Source organism: Sediminibacterium ginsengisoli, from assembly GCF_900167075.1.
In the GTDB taxonomy this organism is placed as follows: domain Bacteria; phylum Bacteroidota; class Bacteroidia; order Chitinophagales; family Chitinophagaceae; genus Sediminibacterium; species Sediminibacterium ginsengisoli.
Window position 1 is genome coordinate 143,595 of sequence record NZ_FUWH01000008.1, and the last position, 13,797, is coordinate 157,391.

The 13,797-nt window shown below is 47.3% G+C and carries 10 protein-coding genes; 3 read left to right on the forward strand and 7 right to left on the reverse strand.

Annotated features, from left to right (window positions below; all coding sequences use genetic code 11):
* Positions 1–3: 3 nt before the first annotated feature.
* The 3 genes from B5D42_RS13595 to B5D42_RS13605 all read right to left on the reverse strand — a co-directional run bounded on the left by B5D42_RS13595 (position 4) and on the right by B5D42_RS13605 (position 2,966).
* On the reverse strand, positions 4–681 hold the full coding sequence (locus tag B5D42_RS13595; protein WP_078832060.1) for a hypothetical protein: 678 nt from the start codon (positions 679–681) through the stop codon (positions 4–6).
* A gap of 80 nt (positions 682–761) precedes the next feature.
* Complete coding sequence (locus B5D42_RS13600) at positions 762–1,988, reverse strand: TCR/Tet family MFS transporter (RefSeq protein ID WP_078832061.1); 1,227 nt, start codon at positions 1,986–1,988, stop codon at positions 762–764.
* 99 nt (positions 1,989–2,087) lie between these two features.
* A complete protein-coding gene (locus B5D42_RS13605; protein WP_078832062.1) occupies positions 2,088–2,966 on the reverse strand; it encodes a DUF4382 domain-containing protein in 879 nt (292 codons plus the stop codon).
* Positions 2,967–3,165: 199 nt separating this feature from the next.
* On the opposite strand from B5D42_RS13605, the gene B5D42_RS13610 reads away from it, so the two are divergent.
* The gene (locus B5D42_RS13610) at positions 3,166–4,455 is read left to right on the forward strand and encodes a M20/M25/M40 family metallo-hydrolase (RefSeq protein ID WP_078832063.1); all 1,290 of its coding nucleotides are present in this window, start codon (positions 3,166–3,168) and stop codon (positions 4,453–4,455) included.
* Here B5D42_RS13610 and B5D42_RS13615 read toward each other — a convergent pair whose 3' ends face one another.
* Positions 4,456–4,971, reverse strand: a complete 516-nt coding sequence (locus B5D42_RS13615; RefSeq protein ID WP_078832064.1) for a YdeI/OmpD-associated family protein — start codon at positions 4,969–4,971, stop codon at positions 4,456–4,458.
* Positions 4,972–5,060: 89 nt separating this feature from the next.
* Positions 5,061–7,664, reverse strand: a complete 2,604-nt coding sequence (clpB, locus tag B5D42_RS13620; RefSeq protein WP_078832065.1) for an ATP-dependent chaperone ClpB — start codon at positions 7,662–7,664, stop codon at positions 5,061–5,063.
* 166 nt (positions 7,665–7,830) lie between these two features.
* Here clpB and B5D42_RS13625 point away from each other — a divergent pair, with 166 nt between their 5' ends.
* Entirely contained in the window at positions 7,831–8,856 is a 1,026-nt protein-coding gene (locus B5D42_RS13625) for a serine hydrolase domain-containing protein (protein ID WP_176113019.1), read from the forward strand.
* Positions 8,857–8,865: 9 nt separating this feature from the next.
* Here B5D42_RS13625 and B5D42_RS13630 read toward each other — a convergent pair whose 3' ends face one another.
* Positions 8,866–10,764 carry a DUF3857 domain-containing transglutaminase family protein gene (locus B5D42_RS13630; protein WP_078832067.1) on the reverse strand — a complete coding sequence of 633 codons (1,899 nt, stop codon included), beginning with the start codon at positions 10,762–10,764 and terminating at the stop codon, positions 8,866–8,868.
* Between the two features lie 10 nt (positions 10,765–10,774).
* Positions 10,775–12,790 carry a DUF3858 domain-containing protein gene (locus tag B5D42_RS13635; protein WP_078832068.1) on the reverse strand — a complete coding sequence of 672 codons (2,016 nt, stop codon included), beginning with the start codon at positions 12,788–12,790 and terminating at the stop codon, positions 10,775–10,777.
* A gap of 70 nt (positions 12,791–12,860) precedes the next feature.
* On the opposite strand from B5D42_RS13635, the gene queG reads away from it, so the two are divergent.
* Positions 12,861–13,793: a tRNA epoxyqueuosine(34) reductase QueG gene (queG, locus tag B5D42_RS13640; protein WP_078832069.1), complete on the forward strand. Its 933-nt coding sequence runs from the start codon at positions 12,861–12,863 to the stop codon at positions 13,791–13,793.
* The last annotated feature ends 4 nt before the right edge of the window (positions 13,794–13,797 follow it).

The following is a 13,797-nucleotide window of genomic DNA, read 5'->3' on the forward strand; positions in this document are numbered from 1 at the left end:
CGTTTATGCCTGCTGCGGAAGAAGTTTTCGCCTGAAACAATAAAACAATACCAGCATTACTGCCAGATGGATCCATATCAGCAAAGCGGTTCCTGCATAAGGTTGCGCCAGCACTCCCGCCGCTAGTACTTTGTTCATAACCTTCCATTGCCATAACATGGCAAACAACAGCGGACCAATATTCAATCCCACCAGGTATAACCATTTACGTTTTGCCGGCAATTGTTTTGCCGCAATAAGGATCGGCGGCAGGCAGAACAACAATACCACCAGTATCGCCAGTATACGTACGGCAATAACAGGCAGGCTCCCTCCTGTTACCGCGGCGATAAACACTTTCTCATCTCCGCCACCCATTACAGCAGTAAATATGCGCGCAAAGGGAAGTGTTGCGAAAAGAACAGCGAGTGCATACCATTTACCTGTAACCGTTGATGCATTACGAATGCAGTAAACACAGATCCAGTAAACGAGATAAGAGAATAGTGGCCCGGCCAGTGTTGCGAAATAACTGTTACCACTACATGCGGAACAGGTTGTCCAGACATTAAAATTGCGTTCGCCATAGCAGCCGCATAACCCGAAACCTGTTTGTATATGCGCCTGTTCATGCAGTTCGCCCATCACCATACACAGGGCCAGGAATGCGATCCAGTATGCCGGTTTAAAATATGTTTTCATCTTGCTGCAGGATTGTTTATCCTGTCAAGATAAAATCAATCACAGAAGCCGCACAGCAAATATGTATGAGCGGGTTTTATTTACGATAAATGTTTTTTTTCGTCTTTCAATGCCATATAAGCCCAGATAGCGCTTCCCATCATGAGGATAGCACCCAGCAAAAATGCAGAGCCGGGAAAATAAACGGGTGCCGTTGGTTTGGTAAAATAAGCAAACAGGTTGGTCATCATAGGCGGACCTATAATGGATGTAGCACTCATCAGACTTGTAAGCGCCCCCTGTAATTCACCCTGCTCGTTCGGCGGAACATGCCCGGAAATGATCGACTGTAAAGCCGGTCCGGCAATACCACCGAGACAATAAGGTACCAGGAAGACAAACATCATCCAGCTCTGGCTCGCAAAAGCAAACAACAGCAACCCGAGTGCATATAATCCGAGTCCTACGTAAACGCTTTTTTCATTACCGATCTTCGGATTCACCACGCGTACGAGTCCACCCTGCACCACGCCTACCAGCAGCCCTACAATTCCGAGGGAAATGCCGATCATCTTCGGCCCCCATTTGAATTTCTCTATATTGAAAAAACTCCAGTTGCTCTGAACCGCGTGAGACGCAACATATACCAGCACAAGAGACATTACCAGTCCTGATACAGCCGGGTATTTCCTCAACTGCATCAGCGAGCCTACAGGATTTGCACGGCGCCATTCGAATGGTCTGCGGTGCTGTTCATCCAGAGATTCCGGCAGCACAAAATAACCATAGATGCAGTTGAGTAAAGCCAGCGCTGCTGCCACGATAAAAGGAATACGCGGACCAAGCTCACCCAGAAGTCCGCCCAGCAATGGCCCCAATATAAATCCCAACCCGAAAGCCGCACCGATCATACCGAAATTCTGTGCGCGGTTCTTCTCTGTACTGATATCGGCAATATAAGCTGACGCTGTAGTAAAGCTGGCTCCTGTGATCCCTGCAATGATCCTGCCCACAAATAGCCAGGCAATGGATGGTGCAAAAGAAAGGAACAGGTAATCGATCCCGAAACCCAACAATGAAAACAGCAGTACCGGTCTGCGGCCATAACGGTCGCTCAGGTTGCCCAGTACCGGTGCAAAAAGAAACTGCATAATGGCATAGGCGAATGTAAGCCAGCCGCCATACTGTGAAGCAAGGCTTACATCATTGGTATGCAGTAATTGTTCGATAAGCTTGGGCATTACAGGAATAATGATCCCGAGTCCTGTTACATCAATCAGCAGCGTAATAAAAATGAACCCTATCGCGGCTTTACGATTGGAAGCCATAAAATGTGTATTTAGGGCAAAGGTGCTTATTTAAGGCGAAATCCGGCAAACAAAAAAAGGACACGGCCGTGTCCTTTTTTGTTTGCACCGTTAAAAGTGTTATTTACGCCGCAGACCAATCGCTCCAATGGATGTTTCCTTGGGTGCGGTCACTTTTATATTGTTGATGGTGGTATCTGCATAAGCAGAAGACCCGTTGATAAACAGAGAATAGGTTCCGTCGTTAAGACCACGGATCTTGAAACGCCCGTCTTTATCGGGAAGACCGTAAGCCGTATCTGTTCCGCTCACCAGTGTAAGAACTGCTTTGGCATCTTTCGGTTCTATTTTACCAGCAACACTTCCCGAGTTCTTAGTTACGAAGAAATGGAAGAACGGACGCAGGTAGAAGTAATTGTTCAGGCCTACAGTCACAGACCTGTTGATATCAAAATCGAGCCAGAGACGGGTTCTGCCGGTCAGGTATTCGTCTGCTTCATGACCTTTCAGTTTGATCAGGACATAATCTGAAGTACCGGCGGGCCATTTCAGCGGGTAGGTTACCCCGTCTTTTACAAGTGCATTGTTCTGTGTACCGAACAGGATGCGGATCAGCCTGATCGCTCCCTTGGGTATCATGATTTTAGACAGCAGTGTATCAACACCATTACGCAGGTTCATGATATCATATACACCCGGACTTACACCCAGGTCCTGCCATACGAGTGAGGAATCAGGTCTGCGGTTAGGTGTTGCCCCTATCCTGTCCCAGTTACAGGTATCATTACGGCGTGTATCTTTCCCGGTATCTACCAGCACCTGCACCGAGCGGATCTCTACCAGCACCTGGTCAAAAAAGCCCGGGCCGTCTGTCATGTACAGCGAAAATTCCTGTTTACCCTGCGGCATCTGGGCCGACTGGTCTTTCTTGCAGGCAACGAATGAAAGGGCAGCAACTATGGCAACGCATGCCACAACGAGGATGTTTTTTTGTTTCATTTTGTTTAGTTTAAAGTAGCATTATACCATTTGCACAGTTTAATGAGCGGGCAAGGCAATAAGTATTTCCTATCAATGCATATAACACTGACCAAAGCGGTACCCGTATTTGTTAAGTTGAATTGTTTCAGTGGCAGCGGTGTAATGATTGCCCCACCCTGTTATTATTCCTATCTTTCCGGTCATCAATACCGATCACATGAAAAAGATACCGTTCCTGCTGCTTGTGTTGCTTCCCTGCAAAAAAATTTTTTCGCAGCTTTCCGAGCATGAAAAAAAGCTTGTTGCCTATATCAATGCGCATATGGGCGAAGCAGAACAGCTACTGGCCGATGCAGTTAATATCAACAGCGGAACACTCAACAAAGAAGGTGTTAAAAAGACAGGTGCTGTTTTTAACAAGGCGCTTTCGCAGATCGGCTTTAATACCGAGTGGATCAATCTCCCCGATTCGCTGAACAGGGCCGGGCACCTGGTAGCAACCCGCAAAGGAAAGAAAGGCAAAAAACTTTTCCTGATCGGGCATCTGGATACCGTATTTGAGCCTGATATGCCTTTCGCACCCTACAGCAAACTGAACGATTCTACAGCTACCGGCCAGGGCGTAAATGATATGAAAGGTGGCGATGTAGTGATCGTAATGGCGCTGCGGGCACTGGAAGCGGCAGGACTGCTGAATGATGCTTCTGTTGTTGTGTATATGACGGGCGATGAAGAGAATTCCGGTAAGCCGTCCGGCGTGAGCAGGGCAGATTTTATTGAACGTGCTAAGAGCGCTGATGTTATACTTGGATTTGAAGGCGCAGCGGGACTGCGCAATGTTGCAACAGCAAGGCGGGGTACGAGCGACTGGCGCCTGACGGTGACTGCAAAAACCGGCCACTCTTCCGGTGTTTTCAGTCAGGGCGCAGGTTATGGCGCTATTTATGAAGCAGCGCGTATACTGAACAGTTTCAGGGAGCAGCTGGCGGGAGAAAAATACCTTACGTTCAATCCCGGGTTGATTGCAGGCGGGTCAGAAACTTCTTTTGATGCACAGAAGGCAGAGGCAAGAGCGATCGGTAAAACCAATATCATTTCACCTGCTGTGACTGTAACCGGCGACCTGAGGTTTCTGACGGCAACACAACGTGATGCAGCCCGGGTAAAAATGAAAACGATTGCAGCGGCAAGTTTGCCCGGAACCAAATCAACATTACAATTTCATGATGGTATTCCTGCCATGGAACCAACCAAAGGAAATGATCAATTGGTAAAACTGATCGACAGTGTTTCGCGCGATATGGGTATTGGCCGGACCTATGCAGGCGATCCCGGTTCGCGGGGTGCAGGGGATATTTCTTATGTAGCTGCCTATGCAGATGCGATAGATGGATTAGGCGCTTCAGGGCGAGGTTCTCATGCGCCTGGCGAAACCATCAACCTGAAGGAATTCCCCATACTGATACACCGTGCGGCAATTCTGATGTACAGGCTGATACATCAATAATTACCGGAATTCCTTTTCAGCTTTCATAGCACGCATCATTTCAACAAAATCCTGGTTTTTCAGTAAGGCCGTGATCACTGCGCTGATACGTTTTGCCACGGCCGCATCACTTTTAACACCGGTGATCCATTTAATATAATAATTACGATGTGATTGCTTCAATGCATCAAAAACTGCGCGTGCCTGGGGTTCATCTGCAAGACATTCCGCAAAAGCTGCAGGTATTTCGAGCGGCGCTTTATCTACTGCAAGCTGTACTGACACCATGCCGCCTTTCTTTTTACGAAGTTCTCTCCGCATCGTGGCATTGATGGCAAGGATATAGCGGCCTCCGCCCATTGGCACCAGTGCAACACCTTTAATGGGCATCGCATCAATCTTTCCTTTCACACGGAAAGCTTTTTTTGTACCGGGCATCAGGGCTTCGGTAACTTCTGCGGGAACATCGATATAGGTCCAGCCGGTCTTTTCGCCCTGTTCGGCAAACTGTTCTATCGTGGCGGTAAAACGATGCATGTCCAAAAATAAAGATTCGCTTTAATATACCCTACAAACAAAAGAGCCGGCAAATATGCCGGCTTTTTTAAAAAGTACTTCATCCGCACTTATTCCTCATTCCTGAATACCACAATTCCATCAAACACATCTACCAGTACTTTTTTGGTTTTATCGATATCTCCTGCCAGTATCCTTTTACTTAAACTGTTCACGATCTGTTTCTGGATCAGCCTTTTCAGCGGTCTTGCACCGAACTGCGGATCATAACCCTGTTCTGAAAGGAAATCGAGCAGGTAATCGCTGAATTCCAGTTCTATTCCATTCTGTGCCACCATCTTCTTCAGGCCATCCAGCTGGATCTTTACGATGCCGGTAATCTGTTTTTTCAACAACGGGCTGAACATGATGATCTCATCCACACGGTTCAGGAATTCCGGCCTGATGGTCTGGCGAAGCAGGTTCATCACATCGGTCTTTGCTTTATCTGTGGCGTCTTCCACGTTCTTTTCATCCACGTTATCGAATGCATCCTGTATCAGGTGGCTGCCGATATTGCTCGTCATGATGATGATGGTATTCTTAAAATTCACCACGCGTCCTTTGTTATCGGTCAGGCGGCCATCATCCAGCACCTGCAGCAAGATGTTCCATACATCCGGGTGCGCTTTTTCGATTTCATCGAGCAGCACTACGCTGTAAGGTTTTCTTCTCACCGCTTCTGTGAGCTGTCCGCCTTCATCATAACCCACGTATCCGGGAGGCGCACCTACCAGGCGTGAAACGGTATGTTTTTCCTGGTATTCGCTCATGTCGATACGGGTCATCATGCTTTCATCATCGAAGAGGTATTCGGCAAGCGCTTTGGCCAGCTCTGTTTTACCTACACCGGTAGTACCGAGGAATATAAATGAACCGATCGGTTTTTTGGGATCCTGCAAACCGGCACGGCTCCTTCGGATCGCATCTGCTACGGCGCTGATGGCTTCGTCCTGTCCTACTACCCTGTTATGCAATTCTTCTTCCAGATGCAGCAATTTTTCCCGTTCGCCCTGCATCATTTTCGCTACCGGAATGCCGGTTGCTTTGGCAATGCTGGCGGCTATATCTTCCGCATCTACTTCTTCCTTCATCAGGCGGCGGCTGTGTTTGCTGAGTTCATCCAGCTGCTTTGTATATTCTTCTATCAGCGCTTCCTGTTCTTTCATTTTTCCGTAACGTATCTCGGCTACTTTGCCGTATTCCCCGTTCCGTTCTGCCTGTTCAGCTTCCAGTTTCAGGCCTTCTATGCCTGCTTTTGCGTTCTGTATTTTTTCAACAACTTCTTTTTCTTCCCGCCATTTTGCCTTCAGGGTGTCTCTTTCAACGCTGAGATTACTGATATCGATATTCAGGTCTTTCAGCTTCTCATCATCGTTCTCGCGTTTGATGGCTTCCCTTTCAATTTCAAGCTGGCGGATCTGCCTTTCGAGTTTATCCAGTTCTTCCGGCATCGAGTTCATTTCCAGGCGCAGTTTTGCCGCGCTTTCGTCTATCAGGTCAATGGCTTTATCCGGCAGGAAACGATCTGTGATATACCTGCTCGACAGTTCAACCGCTGCAATGATCGCTTCATCCTTGATCCTTACATGGTGGTGCGTTTCGTAACGGTCTTTCAGTCCGCGAAGGATCGATACCGCATCTTCCACCGATGGTTCTTCGATCATCACTTTCTGGAAACGGCGTTCCAGTGCTTTGTCTTTTTCAAAATATTTCTGGTATTCGTTCAGCGTGGTAGCACCGATCGCCCTCAGTTCGCCCCTGGCCAGTGCCGGCTTAAGGATATTTGCGGCATCCATGGCTCCTTCTCCGCCACCGGCACCTACGAGGGTATGAATCTCATCTATAAAGAGGATCAGTTCACCATCACTTTCTGCCACTTCCTTTACAACACCTTTCAGCCTTTCTTCAAATTCACCCTTGTACTTGGCGCCGGCGATCAGCTGGCCCATGTCGAGTGCAAATATGGTTTTTGATTTCAGGTTTTCCGGTACGTCGCCGTTTACGATACGCATGGCCAGGCCTTCGGCGATGGCTGTTTTACCAACACCAGGCTCACCCACGAGGATCGGGTTGTTCTTGCTTCTGCGGGAGAGGATATGCAATGTTCTCCTGATCTCTTCGTCACGACCGATCACCGGATCGAGCTTGCCCTGCCTTGCCATTTCGTTCAGGTTCTTGGCATATTTGTTCAGGGCATTGATCTGTGCTTCCTGGGTCTGCGATTTGATGGAGTCTCCCTTGCGCAGATCTTTGATGGCGGTAACAAGACCGTTCTCGGTAAGCCCCGCCGCTTTCAATGTTTTAGCTGTGGCATCATTCGTTCTTAACAGGCCGAGCAACAGGTGTTCGGGAGTGATAAATTCATCCTTGAATTCGCTCAGTGCAGCATTTGCTTTGAGTAAAGCCGTGTTGAGTTCACGCCCCAGCTGCTGAGCTGGCTCTGCACCCTGGGCTTTGGGCAAACGTGCGATGGCTTCATCGGCCTTGCTTTCGGCAAAAGAAGGATTGACGTTGTTCTTCTTCAATAAAAATTCCACCGGGCTGTCCTTATCTGCCAGCAACGCTTTCAGAAGGTGCTCGGTTTCAATAGCCGGGTTGCCATTGTTAAAAGCAACCTGCTGGGCGGCCTGGATGGTCTCCTGGGCCTTGATGGTATAGTTATTCAGGTTCATATCTTATTGATTCCTTTACGGATGTTTTAACGGGTTTGTATTTAAACTTCTTTCGCGGTTTGCGGCTGAAGTCATAATTTGTACGCAAAAATTGTTCTAACTCTCTCCCCTATTCATTAAAGGCGTTAAATCGGAAAATATGTCTGTCAATCTTCAAAAAAACTGCATGAAAGTCAGTCTGGTATTGGTTTTCCTGCTATTCTTTCAGTTCACCCGGGCACAGTATGATTTCAGTGAAGCCGACCGTAAAATAGAGCAGGCTAAAAAAGAGCTTGAAGGTAATGCGGTGGTACTGGTGCAAAAAGACGGTAAGATCATTTACCAGAAGATCCTCGGTGAGTTGAATGCCAAAGCGCAGGTGCCGGTTACGGCAAGCAGTAACTGGCTTACGGCAGCGCTGGTAATGACTTTTGTGGATGAGGGCAAGCTGTCGCTGGATGATAAGATCAGCAAATACCTTCCTGTTTATGCTAAATATTCGAAAGGCTATATCACGATCCGGCACTGCCTTGCGCACCTGACCGGCATCGATTCGGACCCTGTCCGTTCGCAGAAATCCTTTCTGGACCGGAAAAAATACGCAACCCTGGATGAGGAAGTGGCCGATTTTGCCTCTTCCCGCGAGATTGCATCCAATCCCGGTCTCGAGTTCCGGTATAGCCAGGTGGGACCGGATATTGCAGCGAGAATACTGGAAATCATTACGCGCCGCGGATTCGAGCAGCTCATGCAGGAGCGGATTACAAGGCCACTGATGATGCGTAATACGTCGTTCTCAAGTTTCAGCGCAGTAAACCCCACTGCCGGAGCTATATCTTCAGCAGGCGATTATATCAATTTCCTGTCGATGATCCTCAACAAAGGCACATTCAATGGTAAACGCATTTTAAGCGAGAAAGCCATCGCAGAAATGGAGACCGCCCAAACCACTCCTGCCATGATTAAATATGCACCTAAAGCTTTAACCGGCTTCAATTACGGCATGGGTGCCTGGATACAGGAAACCGATGAAAACGGCAAAGCAACTATACTCTCTGCACCCGGACTTTTCGGCACCTGGCCACTTATAGACAAATGCCGTGGTTATGCCTTTATTGTTCTTACCAAGGGAACGCTCAGTGAAGAAAAAAAGGAACTGGTGATGAGCATCAAGGACGCGATCGATGCGGTGATCCCGTCTGCATGCAGGTAATCGCTTTGTTTAAGATTCTTTTTTAACCAGCACTACCCTGGCACGGTCGGCTTTATATAATTCTTCGAAGTACTTTACCAGTTCAGGGTAATCACCCGCCGGAAATTTACCTGCGTCCTGCTGGTGCTTTCTTACCAGTATGATGCGGTTACCTGTAACGGTGCAGTTAATGCTGTAACGGCCAAACCGATTGGTGATATCTGCCGGTTTGGGTAAAGCCTCCAGTGTATAACCATCGGGGATGGTGATCAGGATACTGTCCACATCCACATAAGCCGATCTGAATTCGATATCATATTGCCTGGGCTTATCAGCAGGAAGCCTTGACACACGATTGAAGAGATTGGGTGTGATAAAAAGTCTTTTTCCCGTAATAGATGCATACCCGCTGGATGTGATACGAAGTATTTCATCCATAGCCGGGATCTTGCCGCGGGTTTCCGTATAATTGATCTTTTCAACTTTATAAGTAGGCAGGTTCAGTTCCCGGTTCAGGTATTTATCCCTCTCTGCCTGGGTAGCATGATGCAGCAGACTATGCGACAGCTCCTGCTGCGATCCGGTAAAATGCGTATTGATATCTGCCGTAAGGGTTCCCGTTTCATCAACCGTTGCGGTAACAACCCGTAACTGGCTGTTATCTGCGGCTTTATAAACCGGAGAGTAAACCACTTCACCTCCTTTTTCAGTTATCATCAGTGCTTTGCGGTTGCCGGTAGATGAACCCATGTATCCGGTACTCACCGTCTGGCTCGTACACTCCAGCCAGGTGGTATCTTTTGCACCCGGAACACAGACTACGGCATGATTAAAATAAGGAGCCGGGAAATCTTCACGCAACCCTTTACGCCCCGCTCCTGATGTGATCAATGTATAATAGGCCGGGATACCCGCTTCTTTCAGCAGGCTTACCATATAGTTGCTGAGTGCTTTACAATCGCCGTATTTTTTCTCAGCTACATATTTAGCTTCAAAAGGCTGCCAGCTTCCTATGCCCAGCTGAATACTGATATAACGCGTGCGCTGCTGCATGTAACGGTAGAGTGCATCTATTTTTTCATCATTGGAACTGAGACCTTTTACCAGAGCCTGCACTTCCTGTTTTACGGATTCAGGTAATTCGTCTCGGTTACGGTTAAGATCGGCTACAAAACGCCCGAAGCCCGACCAGGTGCTCATATCGCCTTTATAGCCACCAATCACAAACTGTGTTGGCGCTATGTGTACAGTAGGAGTAATCTCCTGCCAGTCGGGCTGGTATGGCTCTGCTTCTATTCCTTTCAGGTTTGCCAGTTGCCAGGTATATGTTTTTACTTTACTGTTATCGGCAATAACCGGTTGTAAGGCATAGTTCTGCTGTTTGTAACGTAATCCATAATCTGAAGGCGTTTCTACAATCAGCCGGCTTTGCTGCACTGCATATTTTTCGTCTTCCACAGGCTGCCATATGGGTAGAAAATAAATACCGTCGTACACCTGTTCGTCTTCAAATTCTACAGTATAGGGATAGATCTTGTGGTAAAAAGTAAAGCTCTTGTAACGGGCATCGGTGAGCAGGCTTTCATCATCGTTGGCGCTGCGGTCGGCGATGTCTTTCCTGCGTACAGTCTTCAGCAGTTTTCCGCCCGCATCATACAACTTACCGGATATATCGCCCAGTGAGATCAGTTTTGTATAAGCGTTACTGTAGCTGGCAGCATCATCACCATTTTCGTTGAGAATGGTGATGGCATAGCGGTGGCGTACCACGGCTTTATCGATGCCTTTGATGGTAACATGCAGCTCCTCAAATCTTTTTACAACATCTGCATGCTGAACAAGGGAATCCGGTATAGAGGCAACATTATAATCCTGGGCATGGGTTTCTGCTGCCCACAATGCCAGCACGAGAAAAAGCAGTCTTTTCATAAAGCCTTCCTTATTTTACTTTTTTGAATACGATCTGTTCTGCCTGTTTGGTCACAACCATGCCGAAGAAATCGCGCAGGGTTTCATAATCCTCAGCAGGGAAAGCGCTGACATCGATCTTGATGCGCGACCGTAATTGGATTTTATCTTCCTGTACACGAACAATATATTCGAACATACCATCCTTTTCATTCAGTTTCACACGAACGCTCTTCGGCAACTCATCCACTTTATAGCCTTTGGGAACATCCATAGTGAGCAGGTACAGTTCGTCCATGAGGTAAGGCATTTCTACCGGGTATAACCTTTCGGCTGCTGAAAACGGGTTCTTTTTCCAGCTTTCGCTGAACATCGGGCTGAAATAGAATATATCTTCATCACCGGCCATCTTTATATTCATGTTATACTTTATCAGCACAGGTTCATCATAAACATTCAGTGAATCCAGTTCTATATTGCTGATCTCTACTTCTGCAGGATATGATTTAGCAATATCCGCCAGGAAGCTTTCTTTTTTACCGGCCGCTATTTTATCGCGGATATTCATGCTTTCCTGGTAACCGGTGCGCGAACTGAATGCGCCCTGTATACCGCCCTCTTCATTATTGATCATGAATATGTTGGTCACTTTTGTTTCCCTGACCGAATCGGGCAGCAGGGAAACAAGCATCGGCATGTTCGGATCGATGAGCCTGCCCGATCTGTTGTAAACGGAAGGATGAAGCTTACCAAAACCAAGACGTCTGTGCGAAGCATCCAGTAATACCGGTTTATCATCAGTTATGACCCTGCACAACACATAGTTGTATTGCGATAAAATGGGAGTGGTTTCGTCGGCATAACCGTTATCGCGCGTACTGAGTAATACAGGCGTTGCTTTCATACCCGATTTGAGGAAAATAGCGGTAAGCAGCAGGTTAAGATCTGCAACATTTCCGGATTTGGTCTGAAAGGTTTTTTTCAGCGACTGCGAGAGATATTGATTATCATGATCGGTGCAGATAAAATTATCCCGCACATATTCGTAGGTTTTGCGGATCTGCGAGATTTTATCAGCTTCTTTACCCAGCAACTTTACAGGCTCATCCAGCCAGCTGTTGTCTTTGGTAAGCTGCTCTCCGAAATCAGGGTCTTTCAGCAGGTCTTCTGCCGTAGAGGCCCAGCTTTTCACATAATGACGGGTATAAGTATCAGAAAAACGGATAGACCGCAGCTGAAAAGCGATGCGGCTCATCAGATTTCTGGAAACGGTAGAATAAGATTCCGCCCTGAATGCCGGAACGTCTTTGATGGCCCACCATGCCATGGTGGCTTCCCCGTTTATGTTGAAATTTTCGGTACGCTGCGTATTCAGGTTTTGTTCCGAAATGGAATAAGATTTAAACACTTTGCTTACCGTATCTATTGTATAGGGAATATAGCCCTGTTGCGTACGGAGATAATCGAACATGGGCGGAATTGTTACCTTGTACTCACTCCACAGACAAGGATACTCGCCCTGGAAGCGCCAGGAACGAAGATTGGTGTAAAATGGAGATCTTACTTCAAACCTGTATTCAATAATACTTCCTTCTTTAATACCCGGGAATGTAAACTTCCGTGTAGTGGTATACCTGCTCGCTTTTTCGGTAAGTACAGCTGATTTTTCCAGTTTTGTAGCCACTACTTTTCCGTTTTCGAGATTATAGGTGTATGCCTCGAAGTTTTCAAATTTCTCAGTCAGTGCTGTAGCGCCGCCGTTATATAATGGCACTTCAATGGTTGCTGCACCGAAAGCATTCCTGTTACGAAGCAGGATTCGGCGATGCTGCACAAAAACCAGGGTAAAATCGCCATTGTTATTCCCTTCGAATTCAGTACTTCCGATATCTGCAAGTACAACCGCATTGCTATTGGAATCAACTACGGGAGATGAAACTGTGAAATCGGCATTTGTTATTTTTCCGAACTTTACCGCCGGTTTGGTTTGGGCGTCTGCCCCTGTGGTCAGGCAAAAGAGTAGTAAAGAGAAGATGAATTTTCTCATGGTTAGTTTTGGATTACAGATAAGGCGCAAAGATCATTTATAAATTTTAATAAAGCAAACGACAGTCCGTTTGGATTCAACAGCATCACATACCACACTGATCAAATCGCTGGCGCAGGAACTTGGTTTCCATTATTGCGGTATTGCAAAAGCAGTAAGGCTGGATGATGATGCCCGCCGGCTGGAAGCCTGGCTCAATAAGGGTTTTCATGGCCAGATGCAGTACATGGAGAATCATTTCGACCTGCGGATAGATCCGTCCAGGCTGGTTCCGGGTGCAAAGTCTGTGATCACTCTTTTAAAAAATTATTACCCTTCGCAGGAACAGAAAGCCGGCACACCACATATTGCCAGGTATGCTTTCGGTAAGGATTATCACGAAGTGATACGGGAGCAGCTGAATCATTTTCTGCATATACTGCGTGGTAAGATAGGTGAAATACAGGGCCGGGGATTTGTGGATTCTGCGCCCGTTCTCGAAAGAAGCTGGGCTACCCGCAGCGGCGCCGGCTGGATCGGGAAAAACGGCAACCTGATCACCAGGCAAAGCGGATCCTTCTTTTTTATCGCTACCCTTATCGTTGACCTTCCCCTCGAATATGATGACCCTTTTGCAAAGGATTACTGCGGCTCCTGCCGTAAATGCATCGACGCATGCCCTACGGATGCCATAGAACCCGACAAGGAGATCAATGGCAGCAAATGCATCAGCTACTATACCATTGAGCTGAAAGATGCAATGCTTCCGGACAACATGAAAGATAAATTCGACAACTGGATGTTCGGCTGTGATGTATGCCAGGAAGTGTGCCCCTGGAACCGTTTCAGCAAACCACATACAGAACCGGCATTTACACCGATCCCCGAAATATTGAATCTTTCCACGAGCGAATGGCTCGAAATGAGTGAGATAACTTTCCGGGAAGTATTCCGGCATTCGCCTCTCAAACGCAGCAAATTCAACGGGATCCGCCGCAACCTGAATTTCCTGAAAAACGATTGATGCG

Excerpts from the sequence above, each read along its gene's own strand:
- B5D42_RS13630 (WP_078832067.1), bottom strand. The coding sequence starts at position 10,764 with ATGAAAAGACTGCTTTTTCTCGTGCTGGCATTGTGGGCAGCAGAAACC.
- clpB (WP_078832065.1), bottom strand. The coding sequence starts at position 7,664 with ATGAACCTGAATAACTATACCATCAAGGCCCAGGAGACCATCCAGGCC.
- B5D42_RS13595 (WP_078832060.1), bottom strand. The coding sequence starts at position 681 with ATGAAAACATATTTTAAACCGGCATACTGGATCGCATTCCTGGCCCTG.
- B5D42_RS13600 (WP_078832061.1), bottom strand. The coding sequence starts at position 1,988 with ATGGCTTCCAATCGTAAAGCCGCGATAGGGTTCATTTTTATTACGCTG.
- B5D42_RS13615 (WP_078832064.1), bottom strand. The coding sequence starts at position 4,971 with ATGCATCGTTTTACCGCCACGATAGAACAGTTTGCCGAACAGGGCGAA.
- B5D42_RS13635 (WP_078832068.1), bottom strand. The coding sequence starts at position 12,790 with ATGAGAAAATTCATCTTCTCTTTACTACTCTTTTGCCTGACCACAGGG.
- B5D42_RS13605 (WP_078832062.1), bottom strand. The coding sequence starts at position 2,966 with ATGAAACAAAAAAACATCCTCGTTGTGGCATGCGTTGCCATAGTTGCT.
- B5D42_RS13625 (WP_176113019.1), top strand. The coding sequence starts at position 7,831 with ATGAAAGTCAGTCTGGTATTGGTTTTCCTGCTATTCTTTCAGTTCACC.
- B5D42_RS13610 (WP_078832063.1), top strand. The coding sequence starts at position 3,166 with ATGAAAAAGATACCGTTCCTGCTGCTTGTGTTGCTTCCCTGCAAAAAA.